Raw genomic sequence first — 13,085 nt, forward strand, 5'->3', positions numbered from 1 at the left:
TGACGGCGTCCGGGTTGGTCTTGGCGACCTCCTCGATCTCCACACCACCCTCGACCGACGCGATGCACAGGTAGCGGCGGTTGGCGCGGTCGAGCAGGAAGGAGAAGTAGTACTCCTCCTCCGGCGGCGTCGCCGGCGTGACCAGCACCCGGTTGACCGTGAGCCCCTTGATCTCCATGCCCAGGATGTTCGACGCGTACAGATGCGCCTCGTCGGCCGACCTGGCGAGCTTCACGCCACCGGCCTTGCCCCGGCCACCGGCCTTGACCTGCGCCTTCACGACCGTCACTCCGCCGAGCTTCTCGGCGGCCGAACGGGCGGCCTCCGGCGTCTCGACGACGACGCCCAGCGTCGTGGTCACACCATGCTTGGCGAAGAGCTCCTTCGCCTGGTACTCCATCAGGTCCACTGATTCAGTCCTCTAGTCGGAGCGATCGAGCGGGCACACCACTGCCAGTCTGGGGGCGCGCCACATGCTCGGGGGGTGTCCTTGGCACCTTAGACCGGCGCGACTGAGCACGGCGAGGGCGGGTCCACGTGACGTCCGGCACGGCGTACGACGCGCTCGTCCGCGACGGTCAGTCCGCGAAGTGCTCCGCGACCCAACCCGTGATCTCGGTCGTGGGCGCCCCCGGCGTGAACACCTTGGCGACGCCGATCTCCTCGAGGACGGGGATGTCCTCCTCCGGGATGATGCCGCCCCCGAAGACCACGATGTCCGACGCGTCGCGCTCGGCGAGCAGCTCGACGAGGCGCCGGAAGAGCGTCATGTGGGCGCCGGACAGCACCGAGAGGCCGATCAGGTCGGCGTCCTCCTGGATCGCGGTCTCCACGATCTGCTCGGGGGTCTGGTGCAGACCGGTGTAGACCACTTCGTGGCCGGCGTCGCGCAGCGCGCGGGCCACGATCTTCGCGCCCCGGTCGTGGCCGTCGAGACCCGGCTTGCCGACCACGATGCGGACCCGGCGGGCGACTGGGGAGCTCATGCGACGGAGGCTAGCCCAGGCGTGAGACGCGCCACGTGGCCGGGGCCACGGTAAAAACTTTCGACCGAAAGGTTTCAGGCGGGCCGAAGCAGCCGATGTCCCTTCTGGAACAAATCTGTGGGAGCGTGTGCCGACAGATTTCGTCCACAAACTTTCGGGGCGGTTTCCCCGCCCCGTGATCGGTCCGTTACAGTCGGGCCTCGCCGTCTGAACCCCGAGCAGCGGAGAAGCAAATTCATGGGTAACCACCGAGCGGAACGCCGCGGCCCCCGCCGCCGTCCCTCGGACCTCCCGACCCCGGTATCCGCTCCGGCCGCCGGCAAACGGCGGGCCGAGAAGCCCGGTCGCCGGTCCACCGACCGCTCCGTCGCTCCCGTCGCGCCGCTCGCGCCCGTCCTCCACGAGGACGAGGAGACGATCGTCCTCCCGGCCGCTCGCGACGTACCGGAGGTGCTCACCGAGCGCCCCGCCGTCTACCAGACCTCCCGCATCACCGGCGTACGCGCCGCACACACGCCGCGCACCGCGCCGTCCGCGGCCGGTGCCCGCCGCAGCTCCTCGCGCGCGCCGCTCTTCCGGGGCCTCCCGTCGGCCCCCGCCCTGCTCGGGCTCGCCGCCCTGGCCGTGTCGGTCGGCGGCGCCATGACCGCCACCGGCGGGCTCTCCGAGGACTCCGCCCGGTTCAGCCAGGCCAGCGCCCTGAGCGGTGCCAGCCAGGTCGCGAGCGCCAGCCTGCTCGACCGGCGCACCGTCAGCCGCGACTCCCGCCGCGACTCGCTCGCCGACACCGCGGACGCCAAGCTCGTCGACGAGGCCGAGGCACAGAACCGCGAGCGCAACGCCGCCCTCGCCAAGCTCGCCGAGAAGGCCGAGCAGCGGGCCGACGTCCTCCGGCTCAACCAGTGGGTGATCCCCGTCGAGGGCTACCACCTGACCGCCGAGTTCGGTGACTACGGCCTGTGGGCGCACTACCACACCGGCCTCGACTTCGCGGCGCCCAGCGGCACCGCCATCCGGGCCGTCGCCAACGGCGTGGTGACCTCCGTCGGCTACGACGGCGCCTACGGCAACAAGACCGTCATCACGCTCGATGACGGCACCGAGCTCTGGTACTGCCACCAGACCTCCTACGACGTCAACGTGGGCGACGAGGTCTCCGCCGGAGACACCATCGGCACCGTCGGCTCCACCGGCAACGTCACCGGCCCCCACCTCCACCTCGAGGTGCGCCCCGGTGGTGGCGACCCGGTCGACCCGTACGCCGCCATGGTGGTCCACGGCATCACGCCGTAGCGGCGGAGCCGCGACGGCGTGATATTGGTGGTCGAGCAAGCGCCCGGGGACGCGCCAGCGGACCCGACGGCGCGGGTCGAGACCCGGTGACGTACGCGGCTACGGGGATGTCGACATCTACGTCGACGGTCACCTCACCAGGCCTCGACACGCCGGACGCGACTTCGCAAGCTCAGTCGCGCGGCTCGCTCGACCACCATCAGAAGCTCTGACGCGCTCCGCTTGTCAGAGCTTCTCGACCGGCGCGTAGCGCAGCAGCAGCCGCTTGACGCCCTCGGACCCGAAGTCGATCGAGGCGACGGACTTCTCCCCCACGCCCTCCAGCGCCACCACGGTGCCCATGCCGAAGGAGTCGTGGAGCACCCGGTCGCCCGGCTCGAGGCTCGGGATCTCCCGGGCCGGCTTGGCGCGGGCAGCGGCATCGGCGCGCACGGCGGCGGCCGAGAAGTTGCGGCGGCCCGCGGCGGTCGGCGCGCCGAGCCCGGTCGAGCCGCCGCTGAGGTCGGGGCGGCTCCAGCGGGTCTGGGCGGCCTCGGTGCGCCGCCAGTCGACGAGGTCGACCGGGAGCTCGTCGAGGAAGCGCGAGCCGGGGTTGTGGGACGGCGCGCCCCACGCCGACCGCACCACGGCTCGCGAGATGTAGAGCCGCTCGCGGGCGCGGGTGAGGCCGACGTACGCGAGGCGGCGCTCCTCCTCGAGCTCCGGCTGGTCGCCGAGCGCCCGGGCGTGCGGGAAGACGCCGTCCTCGAGGCCGGTGAGGAAGACGACGGGGAACTCCAGGCCCTTCGCCGTGTGCAGCGTCATCAGCGTGACGACGCCCGACTCGTCGGGGTCGTCGTCGGGGATCTGGTCGGCGTCGGCGACCAGCGCCACCCGCTCCAGGAAGTCGGCCAGCCCGGGAGCCACGGTGCCCGCGTCGACGTCGGCCGGGTCGGCGGACGGCCCGGCGACCGGGTCGTCGGCGAACTCGCGGGCGACGGCGACCAGCTCGGCGAGGTTCTCGAGGCGGGTCTCGTCCTGCGGGTCGTCGCTCTCCTCCAGGGCCGTGATGTAGCCCGAGCGGGCGAGGGTGGTCTCCAGCACGACGTCGGGGCGCTCGCCCCCGTCGACCATCGACTGCAGCTCCTCGACCATCGCCACGAAGCCCTGGATCTGCGTGAGCGACCGGGTCGCCAGGCCGGGGGCGTCCTGCGCGCGGCGCAGCGCCTCCCAGAACGTGATCCGGTCGCGGTCGGCGAGCGCGTTGACGCACTCGACGGCCCGGTCGCCGATGCCGCGCTTCGGCGTGTTGAGGATCCGGCGCAGGGAGACCTGGTCGGCCGGGTTGACCAGCATCCGCAGGTAGGCCAGCGCGTCGCGCACCTCGCGCCGCTCGTAGAACCGCACGCCGCCCACGACCTTGTAGGGCATGCCGGTGCGGATGAAGATCTCCTCGAACACCCGCGACTGCGCGTTGGTGCGGTAGAAGACCGCCACGTCCCCGGGCCGGTAGGCGCCCTCGTCGGTGAGCTTGTCGATCTCCTCCGAGATGAAGCGCGCCTCGTCGTGCTCGTCGTCGGCGACGTACCCGACGATCCGCTCGCCGTCGCCGGCGTCGGACCACAGCCGCTTCTCCTTGCGGCCCTTGTTGTGGCCGATCACCGCGTTGGCGGCATTGAGGATCGTCTGGGTGGACCGGTAGTTCTGCTCCAGCAGGATCGAGGTCGCGTTCGGGAAGTCCTGCTCGAAGTCGAGGATGTTGCGGATGTTGGCTCCGCGGAAGGCGTAGATCGACTGGTCGGCGTCACCGACCACCATCAGCTCGGCCGGCTCGACGCGCTCGGCCTCCGGGTCCGGCATCTCCGGGTCGTCGGCGCAGAGCTGGTGGATGAGCGCGTACTGCGCGTGGTTGGTGTCCTGGTACTCGTCGACCAGCACGTGCCGGAACCGGCGCCGGTAGGTCTCCTTGACCTCCGGGAACTGCTGGAAGAGGTGCACCGTGCTCATGATGAGGTCGTCGAAGTCCCAGGCGTTGGCCTCGCGCAGGCGGCGCTGGTACGTCGTGTACGCCGCGGCGTACGTCTCCTCGAGGTGGTTGCGGGCGTCCTTGGTGGCGTCCTCGGGGTCGCGCAGCTCGTTCTTCTGGTTCGACACCCAGTGCAGCAGCGCCCCCGGCTGGTAGCGGCGGGGGTCGAGGTCGAGGTCGTTGCAGACCAGCGTCATCAGGCGCTTCTGGTCGGCCGCGTCGTAGATGGAGAAGTTGGACTTGTAGCCGAGCTTGTCGGACTCCTTGCGCAGGATGCGCACGCACGCCGAGTGGAAGGTCGACACCCACATGATGCGGGCGCGCCGGCCGACGAGCGCCTCGACGCGCTCCTTCATCTCGGCCGCGGCCTTGTTGGTGAAGGTGATCGCCAGGATCGAGCCGGGGTGGGCTCGGCGCTCGGAGATCAGCCAGGCGATCCGCCGGGTGAGCACCCGGGTCTTGCCCGAGCCGGCTCCGGCGACGACCAGCAGCGGGGCGCCCTCGTGGACCACGGCGGCGCGCTGCGGCTCGTTGAGGCCCTCCAGCAGCTCCTCGCGGCCCGGGCCGCGACGGGCGGGTGGGTCGGCGGGTGCGACGGACTCCAGGCCGGGCAGCGGGATCGACGTGCTCATCTCGCCGCCCAGCCTACGTGGGAGCTCCGTCAGTCCGCCCGACGGCTCGGCCGGTCTCGGCACGCCGGTCGCGGCTTCGCAGGCTCAGCCGCGCGGCTTGCTCGACCACCATCAGCGGATCCGCTGGCGCGTCTCCGCTCACACCTTCACGATGATCGACAGCTCGCCCGGTCCGTAGCCGGCGATGTCGAGCTTCACGTCCTCGCGCGCCGCGACCTGCGCCGCGACGTGCAGGACCTGCGCGGGGACCGAGTCGGACGGGGCGAACGACTCGGAGAGCCGCAGGTGCTCGCCCATCGCGTCGCCCATCGGAGCGGCGAGGATGTTGCAGATCTCGGAGGCGTTCTCGAAGAGGTTCGGCGGCAGCATCCGGTCCTCCTCGGCGACCTCGGCAGCGCCCTTGGGGATCAGCGCGATCGCCGCGCCCGAGCGAGCGGCGAGGCCGAAGGCCATCACCGCGACGGCGCGCAGGTTGTGGTGGTCGTCGATGTACGTCGCGATGACCGGCTTCGGGATGCCGATGTCGACGGGCTTGCCGTCGGTCAGGTCGACGTCGCGGCCGAGCAGGCCCTCGAAGAGGTCCTTGATGTCCTTGCGGTCGGGGAGCACGGCGGCCTCAGCCCAGCATTCCGGAGAGCTCGGACTCGAAGTGGTCGGCCGTGAAGGGCTTGGCGATGAGGAACATCGCGCCGGCGTCCTTCGCGGTCTGCCGCATGTCCTCGGAGCCCTCGGAGGTGACGAAACCGAACGGGATCGCGTTGCCCGCGCTCCGCAGCGCGCGGAGCAGCTCGATCCCGGTCTTGTTGGGCATGTTCCAGTCCGAGAGGACCAGGTCGGGAGACTCGCTCGCGACCTTGTCCAGGGCCTCGGCGCCATCCACAGCCTCCACGAAGTCGTGGTGACCGAAGCCGGCCTGGCGCAACGTGCGCAGCACGATCTGGCGCATGACCTTGCTGTCATCGGCGATGAGGATCTTCATGACCTTTCCTTACTTGCTTCTCGGGGGAGGTGGCCGGCGCCGCTCAGGCGGCGTCCGGGACGATCTGGACGTACACGGGCGCGTCGCCCCAGGAGACGACGAACGAGTCACCGCGGCTGGGCACCTCGGTGACCTCGGAGACGCCGGGGAGGCCGAGCGCCGAGGCGCCCGGCAGGGCACCCTTGACGCTGCCGCCGACGACGTTGAGCACCTCGCCCACGGCGTCGTGGACGTCGGGCTCGGCGAGCTCCTCCTCGGGGCCGAGGCCGAGCATCGCACCGGCGATCTCACCCGCGACGGCGCTGTCGCAGGTGAGCACCAGGCGGCCGTTCCAGTCGCCGCGGAGCTCGATCTGGGCCTGGAGGCCGGTGTCGAACTCGGCGGGCCGGTCGGCCGGCCAGGGCTGGGCGGACGCGAACAGCATCGAGCCCCACACCTGCTCGATGGCAGCGAGGACGAGCGCCTCGTCGGGCGCGCTGGAGATGGTCATGTCAGGCCCCCGTGGAGGTCGGGAGAAGGCCGAGCAGGTCGAGCTTCTCGAGCATGGCTTCACCCGTGAAGGGCTTGATGAGGTATTCGTGTGCGCCGGCCGCGAGGGCGCGGACGATACGGTCCTGCTCGCTCTCCGTGGTCACCATCATCAGCGTGATGGCGCGCCACTCGGGCCGCTTGCGGACCTCCGTGATGAACGTCAGTCCGTCCATCACCGGCATGTTCCAGTCGACGCAGGCGAGCTCGGGCGGGCCGTCGAGGCCCTCGAGCAGGGCGAGGGCCTCCTGGCCGTCGCCGGCCTCGAAGGTCTCGTAGCCCGCGTCCGCGAGGATGCGGCCGACGATCCGGCGCATCGCTCGGGAGTCATCGACAATCAGGGCGCGCATGTGCGTTGTTCCTCTCTGATCCGGTAGACCGAGGACCGACCCGCCGGCACCCGCTCCCATGCGTCATCGACGCCCATCGTCATCTCTGCCGCCCCCAGGAAGAGGTGGCCGTCGGGTGCCATCACCTGGCGCACCCGCTTGAGCACGTCCCGCTTGGTCGGCAGGTCGAAGTAGATGAGCACGTTGCGGAGGAACACCACGTCGAACTTCCCCATCGGCGGGAACGGCCGGGTCAGGTTCAGGTGACGGAACTCCACACGGTCCTTGATCGACTGGTTGATCCTCCAGTTGAGGCCTGCGCGCTCGAAGTGTCGGACCATGGTCGTCGCCGGGAGGCCGCGGTTGACCTCCAGCTGCGAGTACTCGCCCTTGCGGGCCCGCTCCAGCATCTCGTCGGAGAGGTCGGTGGCGACCAGGTCGACCTTCCAGCCGGCCAGCTCCGGGGTGTCGAGCGCGGTCATCACGATGCTGTACGGCTCCTGGCCGCTCGAGCACGCGCCGGCCCAGACCCGGAGGGTCCGGTTCGGGCGGGTCTTGGCGAGCGCGGGGAACACCGTCTGCCGGAGCGTGTTGAACGGGTCCGAGTCGCGGAACCACGACGTCTCGTTCGTGGTGAGCGCCTCGACGACCTGCTTGAGGCCGGCCGGGGTACGGCGCTGCGAGAGCTCGGCGACGTACGCGTCGACGTTGGGGTGCCCCCCCGCGCGAGCCAGCGGCACCAGCCGAGACTCGACGAGGTACTCCTTGCCCGTCTCGAGGACGATCGCGCTCTCGGCGCGGACCAGCTCGCGGACGAAGGAGAAGGCCTGGGGACTGATCGTCACCGGACGCCTCCTGTTGCAGTGATGGTGGTGCCGGCGGTGGTGTGCTGCACCACGCGGCGGGTGATCTCGAGGGGGATGTCGCCCAGCGGCAGCACCCGCTCGGCGAGCCCGGCGGTCGTGACCGCGCCCGGCATCCCCCAGACGACGGAGGTCGCCTGGTCCTGGGCGATGACGCTGCCGCCGCGGTCGACGATGGTCCGCGCTCCCTTGCATCCGTCGGACCCCATGCCCGTGAGCACGACGCCGAGGACGGCGGGGCCGGCGACCGCCGCAGCGCTGCGGAACAGCACGTCGACGGCGGGCCGGCAGTAGTTCTCCGGCGGCGCCTGGTTGAGCCGGGCGACGAAGGCGCGGCCGTCCGCGACGACCTCCAGGTGATAGTCGCCCGGGGCGATGCAGACCGTCCCCGGTCGAAGCACCTGGCCGTCGACGGCCTCGGTGACCTCGAACGGGAGCTGGCGGTCCAGGCGCGCCGCGAACTGGCGGGTGAAGACCGGCGGCATGTGCTGCACGATCGCGATCGGCACCGGCAGCGGCTGGAGGCCGGACAGCAGCGTGTTGAGGGCCTCGGGCCCGCCCGTGGACGACCCGATGACGAGGAGCTTGTGCCCCCCTGCGGGCAGCGGCGCGGGGGGACGCAGCGACGGTGCCGGCGCCGGCGCGGAGGCCGGCCCGGCCTGGGTCGGTCGGCCTCCGGCGCGCGGGACGAGCGACTTGATCCGCGGGATCAGCGCCTCGCGCACCTGCTCCATCGACCGGCCGACGCTGCCGACGTTCGCCGGCTTCGCGACGTAGTCGGAGGCGCCGGCGGCAAGGGCGTCGAGGGTGGCGGCCGCGCCGCGCTCGGTCAGCGTGCTGAACATGATGACCGGTACGCGGTTGCCGCTCGCGCGCAGCTGGCGGACGGCGCCGATGCCGTCGAGCTCCGGCATCTCGATGTCCATCGTGACGAGATCGGGCTTCAGGAGCGCGATCTTCTGCAGGCCCGCTTTGCCGTTGACGGCGGTGCCGACGACTTCGAGGTCGGGGTCCGCGGACAGCAGGTCCGAGACCAGCTTGCGGATCACCACCGAGTCATCGACCACGAGAACCCGGATCCGTGGCATGAAAGGCCCTTCGAGTTTCACCCTGCCCCGTTGACAGGTGAAGGGAAGATCGGCCGTGCTGCTTCGGACTTGAGAGACCGCGGCGCGCCGAGTGAGGTCAGTCCGCGGACTGCTCGCGCGCGGTGTGGACGGTCGTCCAGACCCGCATCAGGACGGCCGCGTCGTCGCCGGGGAGGAGGTCGTCCACGAGGGTCGCCTGCACAGTTCCGGACCAGGCGTTCCAGACGCCGTACGCCGCGTCGCGCGCGGTGAAGCCGGCGCTGGCGAAGGCCATCACGGCCGCGAGCTGGGCGTCGCAGGCGGGCCGCAGCCGATCGGAGAGCGAGAGCGCCCAGGTCGCCTGGTGCATCGCCGGCGCCCACTCCGCGGTGTGGACCCGATGCTGGTCGACGACCCGGCGCCAGGCGCACCGCGCGTCCTCGTCGGCGGAGGCGAACGTCGTCAGGATCTCGTCGAGCGCCGGCACCCCGGTCTCGAGGCCCGGTGCGCCCGCGAGCCCCGAGCGCACGAACGGGGCGGCCATCGCCCGGCGCAGCTCGGGCGTGAGCCGGTCGCGCAGGTAGGCGCTGGTGGCGGCGTCGGAGAGCACGTCGGCGGCGAGCGAGGCGGTGGGGTCCTGGACCGACACCGGGCCGCCGTGCAGCCAGGTCCAGTCGAGGACGTCGCGCCGGACCATCCGGTCCAGGGCGTGCACGTCGCCGAGCAGGCTGGTCTCGAGCCGGCGCAGCAGCGCGGTCTCCCCCGCTGCCGCCTCCTCGAGGGCGGCGCCGGCCAGCGGCAGCGTCGCGACCACCGAGTCGGTGTCGGCCGTGGGGACGTGGGCTCGGCGCCACTCCTCGCGGGCGCCCGCGCCCGGGTGGCACGCAGCGAGGCGGTCGAGCTCCTCGGGACCGGCGGCGAGGCCGACCCGCAGCACCGCCGCGACCTGGGCCCCGCCGGGCAGCCGCGCGAGGTCGAACCCGAGCGCCGGACCACCGACCACGGAGTACGCCACTGGCTCGCTCCCGTCCCGTTGACCGCCGGCACTCGTCCAGAGCGACCGACCCGCCCGGACATTGTCCGGACGGGGTCGATGCTAAACCCTCGCTCGGAGGGGCGGGGCTGCGTTGGCCCGGTCTTGTCCGGCCCTTGCTCAGGCCTTGAAGAAGCCGACGGCGCTGCGGAGCTCGGCCGACATGCGGGCCACCTCGCCGATCGCACCCGAGGCCTGCACCAGTGCCTGCGTCGTCGACTCGGCGGCCGCCGAGACGCCGGTGATGTTGTTCGCGATCTCGGCGGAGCCGGTCGAGGCGTCGGCGACGTTGCGCGACATCTCGTTCGTCGTGGCGGTCTGCTCCTCCACCGCCGAGGCGATGGTCAGCTGGTAGTCGTTGATGGAGGCGATGATCGTCGAGATCTCGCCCATCGCGTCGACCGCGCCGGTGGTGTCGCCCTGGATCGTCTCCACGCGCCGGGCGATGTCCTCGGTGGCCCGGGCAGTCTCCTGTGCGAGCTCCTTGACCTCGTTCGCGACGACGGCGAAGCCCTTGCCGGCCTCACCGGCGCGAGCGGCCTCGATGGTCGCGTTCAGCGCCAGCAGGTTGGTCTGCTCCGCGATGGAGGTGATCGTCTTGACCACGTTGCCGATCTCCTGGCTCGAGACACCGAGCTTGGCGACCGACTCGTTGGTCGTCTCCACGATCGCGACGGCCTGCGAGGCGACCCGGGCCGCGTCGTTCGCGGAGCTCGCGATCTCCCGGATCGACGCCCCCATCTGCTCGGCGCCGGCGGCAACTGTCTGCACGTTGCGCGAGACCTCGTCTGCGGCACCCGAGACCACGCCGGCCTGGACCGACGTCTCCTCGGCACCCGCCGAGATCTGCTGCGACGACGCCGACAGCTCCTCCGAGGCTGCCGCCACCGCGTCGGCCGAGCCGACCACGGTCCCGATCAGCTCGCGCAGGCGAGTGGTGGCGCGGTCGAGCGCGTCGCCCATCTGGCCGACCTCGTCCGCGGAGTTCAGCTCGGCCCGACGGGTGAGGTCACCCTCGGCCAGCGCCTCGACGATCTCCTTGACGGCGGTCACCCGGCGCGACGTCGCGGACGCGACCGCCCACCCGAGGAGCGCCGAGAGCCCGATGCCGACCACCAGGAGCGCGATGGCCGTGAACCGGTTGCCCTCGTAGCTGCTCCGGACGTCCTGCACGGCAGCCTCGGCCGCGGTGTCCTCCGCCTCGATGAGCGCGTCCACGTGCTCGGTCATGCCATCGGTGATGGGGGCGCCCTGAGCGGCGTTGGTCTTCCACCACTCGTCGGCCTTGCCCGCCATGGCGAGCGGGAGCAGGACGTCCTCCTGCAGGGCGAAGTAGTCGCCGACCCCGGCCGCCAGGGCGTCGAGGTGCCCCTGCTGGAAGTCGGTGACGCCGCCGGTAACGTAACGCTCGGCGGCCTCCTCGAACGCGAGGTGGTCGTCGTGCAGCTTGGTCGCCGCGCCCTGCTTGTCCGCCTGGCTCAGGCCGAGCACCGCGCTGCGGGCGTCGATCCGCATGTCCGCGATCGACGCGCGCATGTCGCCGACCGCGTCGACGCCCTCGACGTTCTCCGTGTAGATGCCCTCGGCGCTGTCGACCGAGCCGCTCAGCGACTGCAGGCCCATGATCCCGACCACGACGGCGACGAGCGCGGTGAGCCCGACGGCGGCGAGGATCTTGGTGCGGACGCCGAGGTCGCGGAACCACGCCAGCGGCGTACGGCTCGAGGTGCGGTCGGTGGTGATGGTGGTCATTCAGCTTCTCCGAGAGTGTGCGGATCGGGGTGGTCGGGGTCAGCCCACGCGGAACCGGGAGATCTCGCTCCGCAGGCTGGAGGCCATCTGGGCGAGCTCACCGATCGCGGACAGGGTCTGGTTGACGGCCTGGGTGGTGGTCGTCGACGCGGTCGCGACGCCGTTGATGTTGGTGGCGATCTCGTTGGAGCCGGTCGCGGCGTCGGTGACGTTGCGCGACATCTCGTTCGTCGTGGCGGTCTGCTCCTCCACCGCCGAGGCGATCGTGAGCTGGTAGTCGTTGATCGAGGCGATGATCGTCGAGATCTCGCCCATCGCGTTCACCGCGCCGGTGGTGTCGGCCTGGATGGCCTCGACTCGCTGGGCGATGTCCTCGGTCGCGCGAGCGGTCTCCTGCGCGAGCTCCTTGACCTCGTTGGCGACCACGGCGAAGCCCTTGCCGGCCTCGCCGGCGCGGGCGGCCTCGATGGTCGCGTTGAGGGCCAGGAGGTTGGTCTGCTCGGCGATCGAGGTGATCGTCTTGATGACGTTGCCGATCTCCTGGCTCGAGACACCGAGCTTGGCGACCGACTCGTTGGTGGTCTCGACGATGCCCACGGCCTGCGAGGCGACCCGTGCCGCGTCGTTGGCGGAGCTGGCGATCTCCCGGATCGAGGCACCCATCTGCTCGGCGCCTGCGGCGACGGTCTGCACGTTGCGCGACACCTCGTCGGCCGCACCCGAGACCACGCCGGCCTGGACCGAGGTCTCCTCGGCACCGGCGGCGATCTGCTGGGAGGACGCCGACAGCTCCTCGGACGCCGCGGCGACGGCGTCGGCCGAGCCCTGCACGGTCGTCACGATGCCCGCCACCGACTCGACCGAGCGGTTCAGCGCCCGCTCGAGGTCGCCCAGCTCGGCGGCCGACCTCTCCTCCAGGCGGGCGGTCAGGTCGCCGTCCGCGAAGTGGGTGAGCGCCTTGACGCTGGCCCGCAGGGGGCGGGTGATCGAGCGGGCGATCAGGTACGCCAGCACGGTCAGCGCCGCGAGACCGATCAGCGCCGCGAGCCCGAGAAGGAACAGCGCCTGCGAACGGGTGTCGGCCCGCTCGGCGATCGCCGCGTCCGCCTGGGCCTCGATCGACTCGATCGCACCCGAGAGCAGCTCGTCCATCTTGTCGTTGGCGGCCTGCACCTTCTCGACCTGGGCGCGTGCGGCCTCCTGGTCGGCGATGGCGCTGTCGACGTACTCCGCGATTGCCGCGATGTACGCCGTCCACGCCTGCTCGAACTGCGCGACCTGCTCCTCCGTCGCGTCCAGGTCGAGGGCGCCCAGCTCGGCCATCAGCTCCTCGACGGTGGCGGCGTCGTCGACGACGTCCTGCGCCAGCGAGGCGTTGTCCGGGTAGGTCGCCGCCTTCAGGCCGTCGACCTTGAGCTCGCTCGAACGGGTGTCGAGCGCGTGGAACAGCACGCGGGCGTCCTCGTACTTCTGCAGCTTCTCGGCGTCCGTCTCGAGGCCACGGAAGCCCGAGTAGGCGACGCCGGCGACGAGCACGGTGGTCACGGCACCGATGCCGGCCACCGCCGCGAGGCGACGACCCACGGTCCAGGAGATGGCGACAGGCATGGCGATTCCT

General features: G+C 71.4%; 13 protein-coding genes. 1 reads left to right on the top strand and 12 read right to left on the bottom strand.

Going from position 1 to position 13,085, the window contains the following annotated elements; all coding sequences use genetic code 11:
• Both ACFQQI_RS08600 and ACFQQI_RS08605 read right to left on the bottom strand, forming a co-directional pair.
• Positions 1–409, bottom strand: a 409-nt coding sequence (locus ACFQQI_RS08600) for an ATP-grasp domain-containing protein (RefSeq protein ID WP_378560915.1), incomplete at its 3' end; no start/stop codon positions are given.
• A gap of 169 nt (positions 410–578) precedes the next feature.
• A complete protein-coding gene (locus tag ACFQQI_RS08605; RefSeq protein WP_378560918.1) occupies positions 579–986 on the bottom strand; it encodes a cobalamin B12-binding domain-containing protein in 408 nt (135 codons plus the stop codon).
• A gap of 237 nt (positions 987–1,223) precedes the next feature.
• Here ACFQQI_RS08605 and ACFQQI_RS08610 point away from each other — a divergent pair, with 237 nt between their 5' ends.
• The gene (locus ACFQQI_RS08610) at positions 1,224–2,279 is read left to right on the top strand and encodes a M23 family metallopeptidase (protein WP_378560921.1); all 1,056 of its coding nucleotides are present in this window, start codon (positions 1,224–1,226) and stop codon (positions 2,277–2,279) included.
• A 225-nt stretch (positions 2,280–2,504) separates the two neighbouring features.
• On the opposite strand, the gene pcrA is transcribed toward ACFQQI_RS08610, so the two are convergent.
• The 10 genes from pcrA to ACFQQI_RS08660 all read right to left on the bottom strand — a co-directional run bounded on the left by pcrA (position 2,505) and on the right by ACFQQI_RS08660 (position 13,075).
• Positions 2,505–4,916 (bottom strand): DNA helicase PcrA, encoded by a 2,412-nt coding sequence (gene pcrA / locus ACFQQI_RS08615; protein WP_378560924.1) that lies wholly within the window; start codon positions 4,914–4,916, stop codon positions 2,505–2,507.
• A gap of 138 nt (positions 4,917–5,054) precedes the next feature.
• Positions 5,055–5,525, bottom strand: a complete 471-nt coding sequence (locus ACFQQI_RS08620; protein WP_378560927.1) for a hypothetical protein — start codon at positions 5,523–5,525, stop codon at positions 5,055–5,057.
• A 7-nt stretch (positions 5,526–5,532) separates the two neighbouring features.
• Positions 5,533–5,895, bottom strand: a complete 363-nt coding sequence (locus ACFQQI_RS08625; RefSeq protein WP_378560930.1) for a response regulator — start codon at positions 5,893–5,895, stop codon at positions 5,533–5,535.
• A gap of 43 nt (positions 5,896–5,938) precedes the next feature.
• Positions 5,939–6,385: a chemotaxis protein CheX gene (locus tag ACFQQI_RS08630; protein ID WP_378560933.1), complete on the bottom strand. Its 447-nt coding sequence runs from the start codon at positions 6,383–6,385 to the stop codon at positions 5,939–5,941.
• Between the two features lies 1 nt (position 6,386).
• Positions 6,387–6,773 (bottom strand): PleD family two-component system response regulator, encoded by a 387-nt coding sequence (locus tag ACFQQI_RS08635; protein ID WP_378560936.1) that lies wholly within the window; start codon positions 6,771–6,773, stop codon positions 6,387–6,389.
• Positions 6,761–7,597, bottom strand: coding sequence for a CheR family methyltransferase (locus tag ACFQQI_RS08640; RefSeq protein WP_378560939.1), 837 nt, complete (start codon positions 7,595–7,597; stop codon positions 6,761–6,763). The genes ACFQQI_RS08635 and ACFQQI_RS08640 overlap by 13 nt, the downstream gene beginning before the upstream one ends.
• The gene (locus tag ACFQQI_RS08645) at positions 7,594–8,703 is read right to left on the bottom strand and encodes a chemotaxis response regulator protein-glutamate methylesterase (protein ID WP_378560942.1); all 1,110 of its coding nucleotides are present in this window, start codon (positions 8,701–8,703) and stop codon (positions 7,594–7,596) included. The genes ACFQQI_RS08640 and ACFQQI_RS08645 overlap by 4 nt, the downstream gene beginning before the upstream one ends.
• Before the next feature lie 97 nt (positions 8,704–8,800).
• The gene (locus tag ACFQQI_RS08650) at positions 8,801–9,697 is read right to left on the bottom strand and encodes a hypothetical protein (protein ID WP_378560945.1); all 897 of its coding nucleotides are present in this window, start codon (positions 9,695–9,697) and stop codon (positions 8,801–8,803) included.
• A 138-nt stretch (positions 9,698–9,835) separates the two neighbouring features.
• Complete coding sequence (locus ACFQQI_RS08655) at positions 9,836–11,467, bottom strand: methyl-accepting chemotaxis protein (RefSeq protein WP_378560948.1); 1,632 nt, start codon at positions 11,465–11,467, stop codon at positions 9,836–9,838.
• A 39-nt stretch (positions 11,468–11,506) separates the two neighbouring features.
• Entirely contained in the window at positions 11,507–13,075 is a 1,569-nt protein-coding gene (locus ACFQQI_RS08660; protein ID WP_378560951.1) for a methyl-accepting chemotaxis protein, read from the bottom strand.
• Positions 13,076–13,085 lie beyond the last annotated feature (10 nt).

The organism is Nocardioides sp. GCM10030259 (genome assembly GCF_042666375.1).
Lineage (GTDB): Bacteria > Actinomycetota > Actinomycetes > Propionibacteriales > Nocardioidaceae > Nocardioides.

Bases quoted from the DNA above. Each gene is read 5' to 3' on its own strand.
- ACFQQI_RS08605 (WP_378560918.1), bottom strand. From the start codon at position 986: ATGAGCTCCCCAGTCGCCCGCCGGGTCCGCATCGTGGTCGGCAAGCCG.
- ACFQQI_RS08610 (WP_378560921.1), top strand. From the start codon at position 1,224: ATGGGTAACCACCGAGCGGAACGCCGCGGCCCCCGCCGCCGTCCCTCG.
- pcrA (WP_378560924.1), bottom strand. From the start codon at position 4,916: ATGAGCACGTCGATCCCGCTGCCCGGCCTGGAGTCCGTCGCACCCGCC.
- ACFQQI_RS08625 (WP_378560930.1), bottom strand. From the start codon at position 5,895: ATGAAGATCCTCATCGCCGATGACAGCAAGGTCATGCGCCAGATCGTG.
- ACFQQI_RS08630 (WP_378560933.1), bottom strand. From the start codon at position 6,385: ATGACCATCTCCAGCGCGCCCGACGAGGCGCTCGTCCTCGCTGCCATC.
- ACFQQI_RS08635 (WP_378560936.1), bottom strand. From the start codon at position 6,773: ATGCGCGCCCTGATTGTCGATGACTCCCGAGCGATGCGCCGGATCGTC.
- ACFQQI_RS08645 (WP_378560942.1), bottom strand. From the start codon at position 8,703: ATGCCACGGATCCGGGTTCTCGTGGTCGATGACTCGGTGGTGATCCGC.
- ACFQQI_RS08655 (WP_378560948.1), bottom strand. From the start codon at position 11,467: ATGACCACCATCACCACCGACCGCACCTCGAGCCGTACGCCGCTGGCG.
- ACFQQI_RS08660 (WP_378560951.1), bottom strand. From the start codon at position 13,075: ATGCCTGTCGCCATCTCCTGGACCGTGGGTCGTCGCCTCGCGGCGGTG.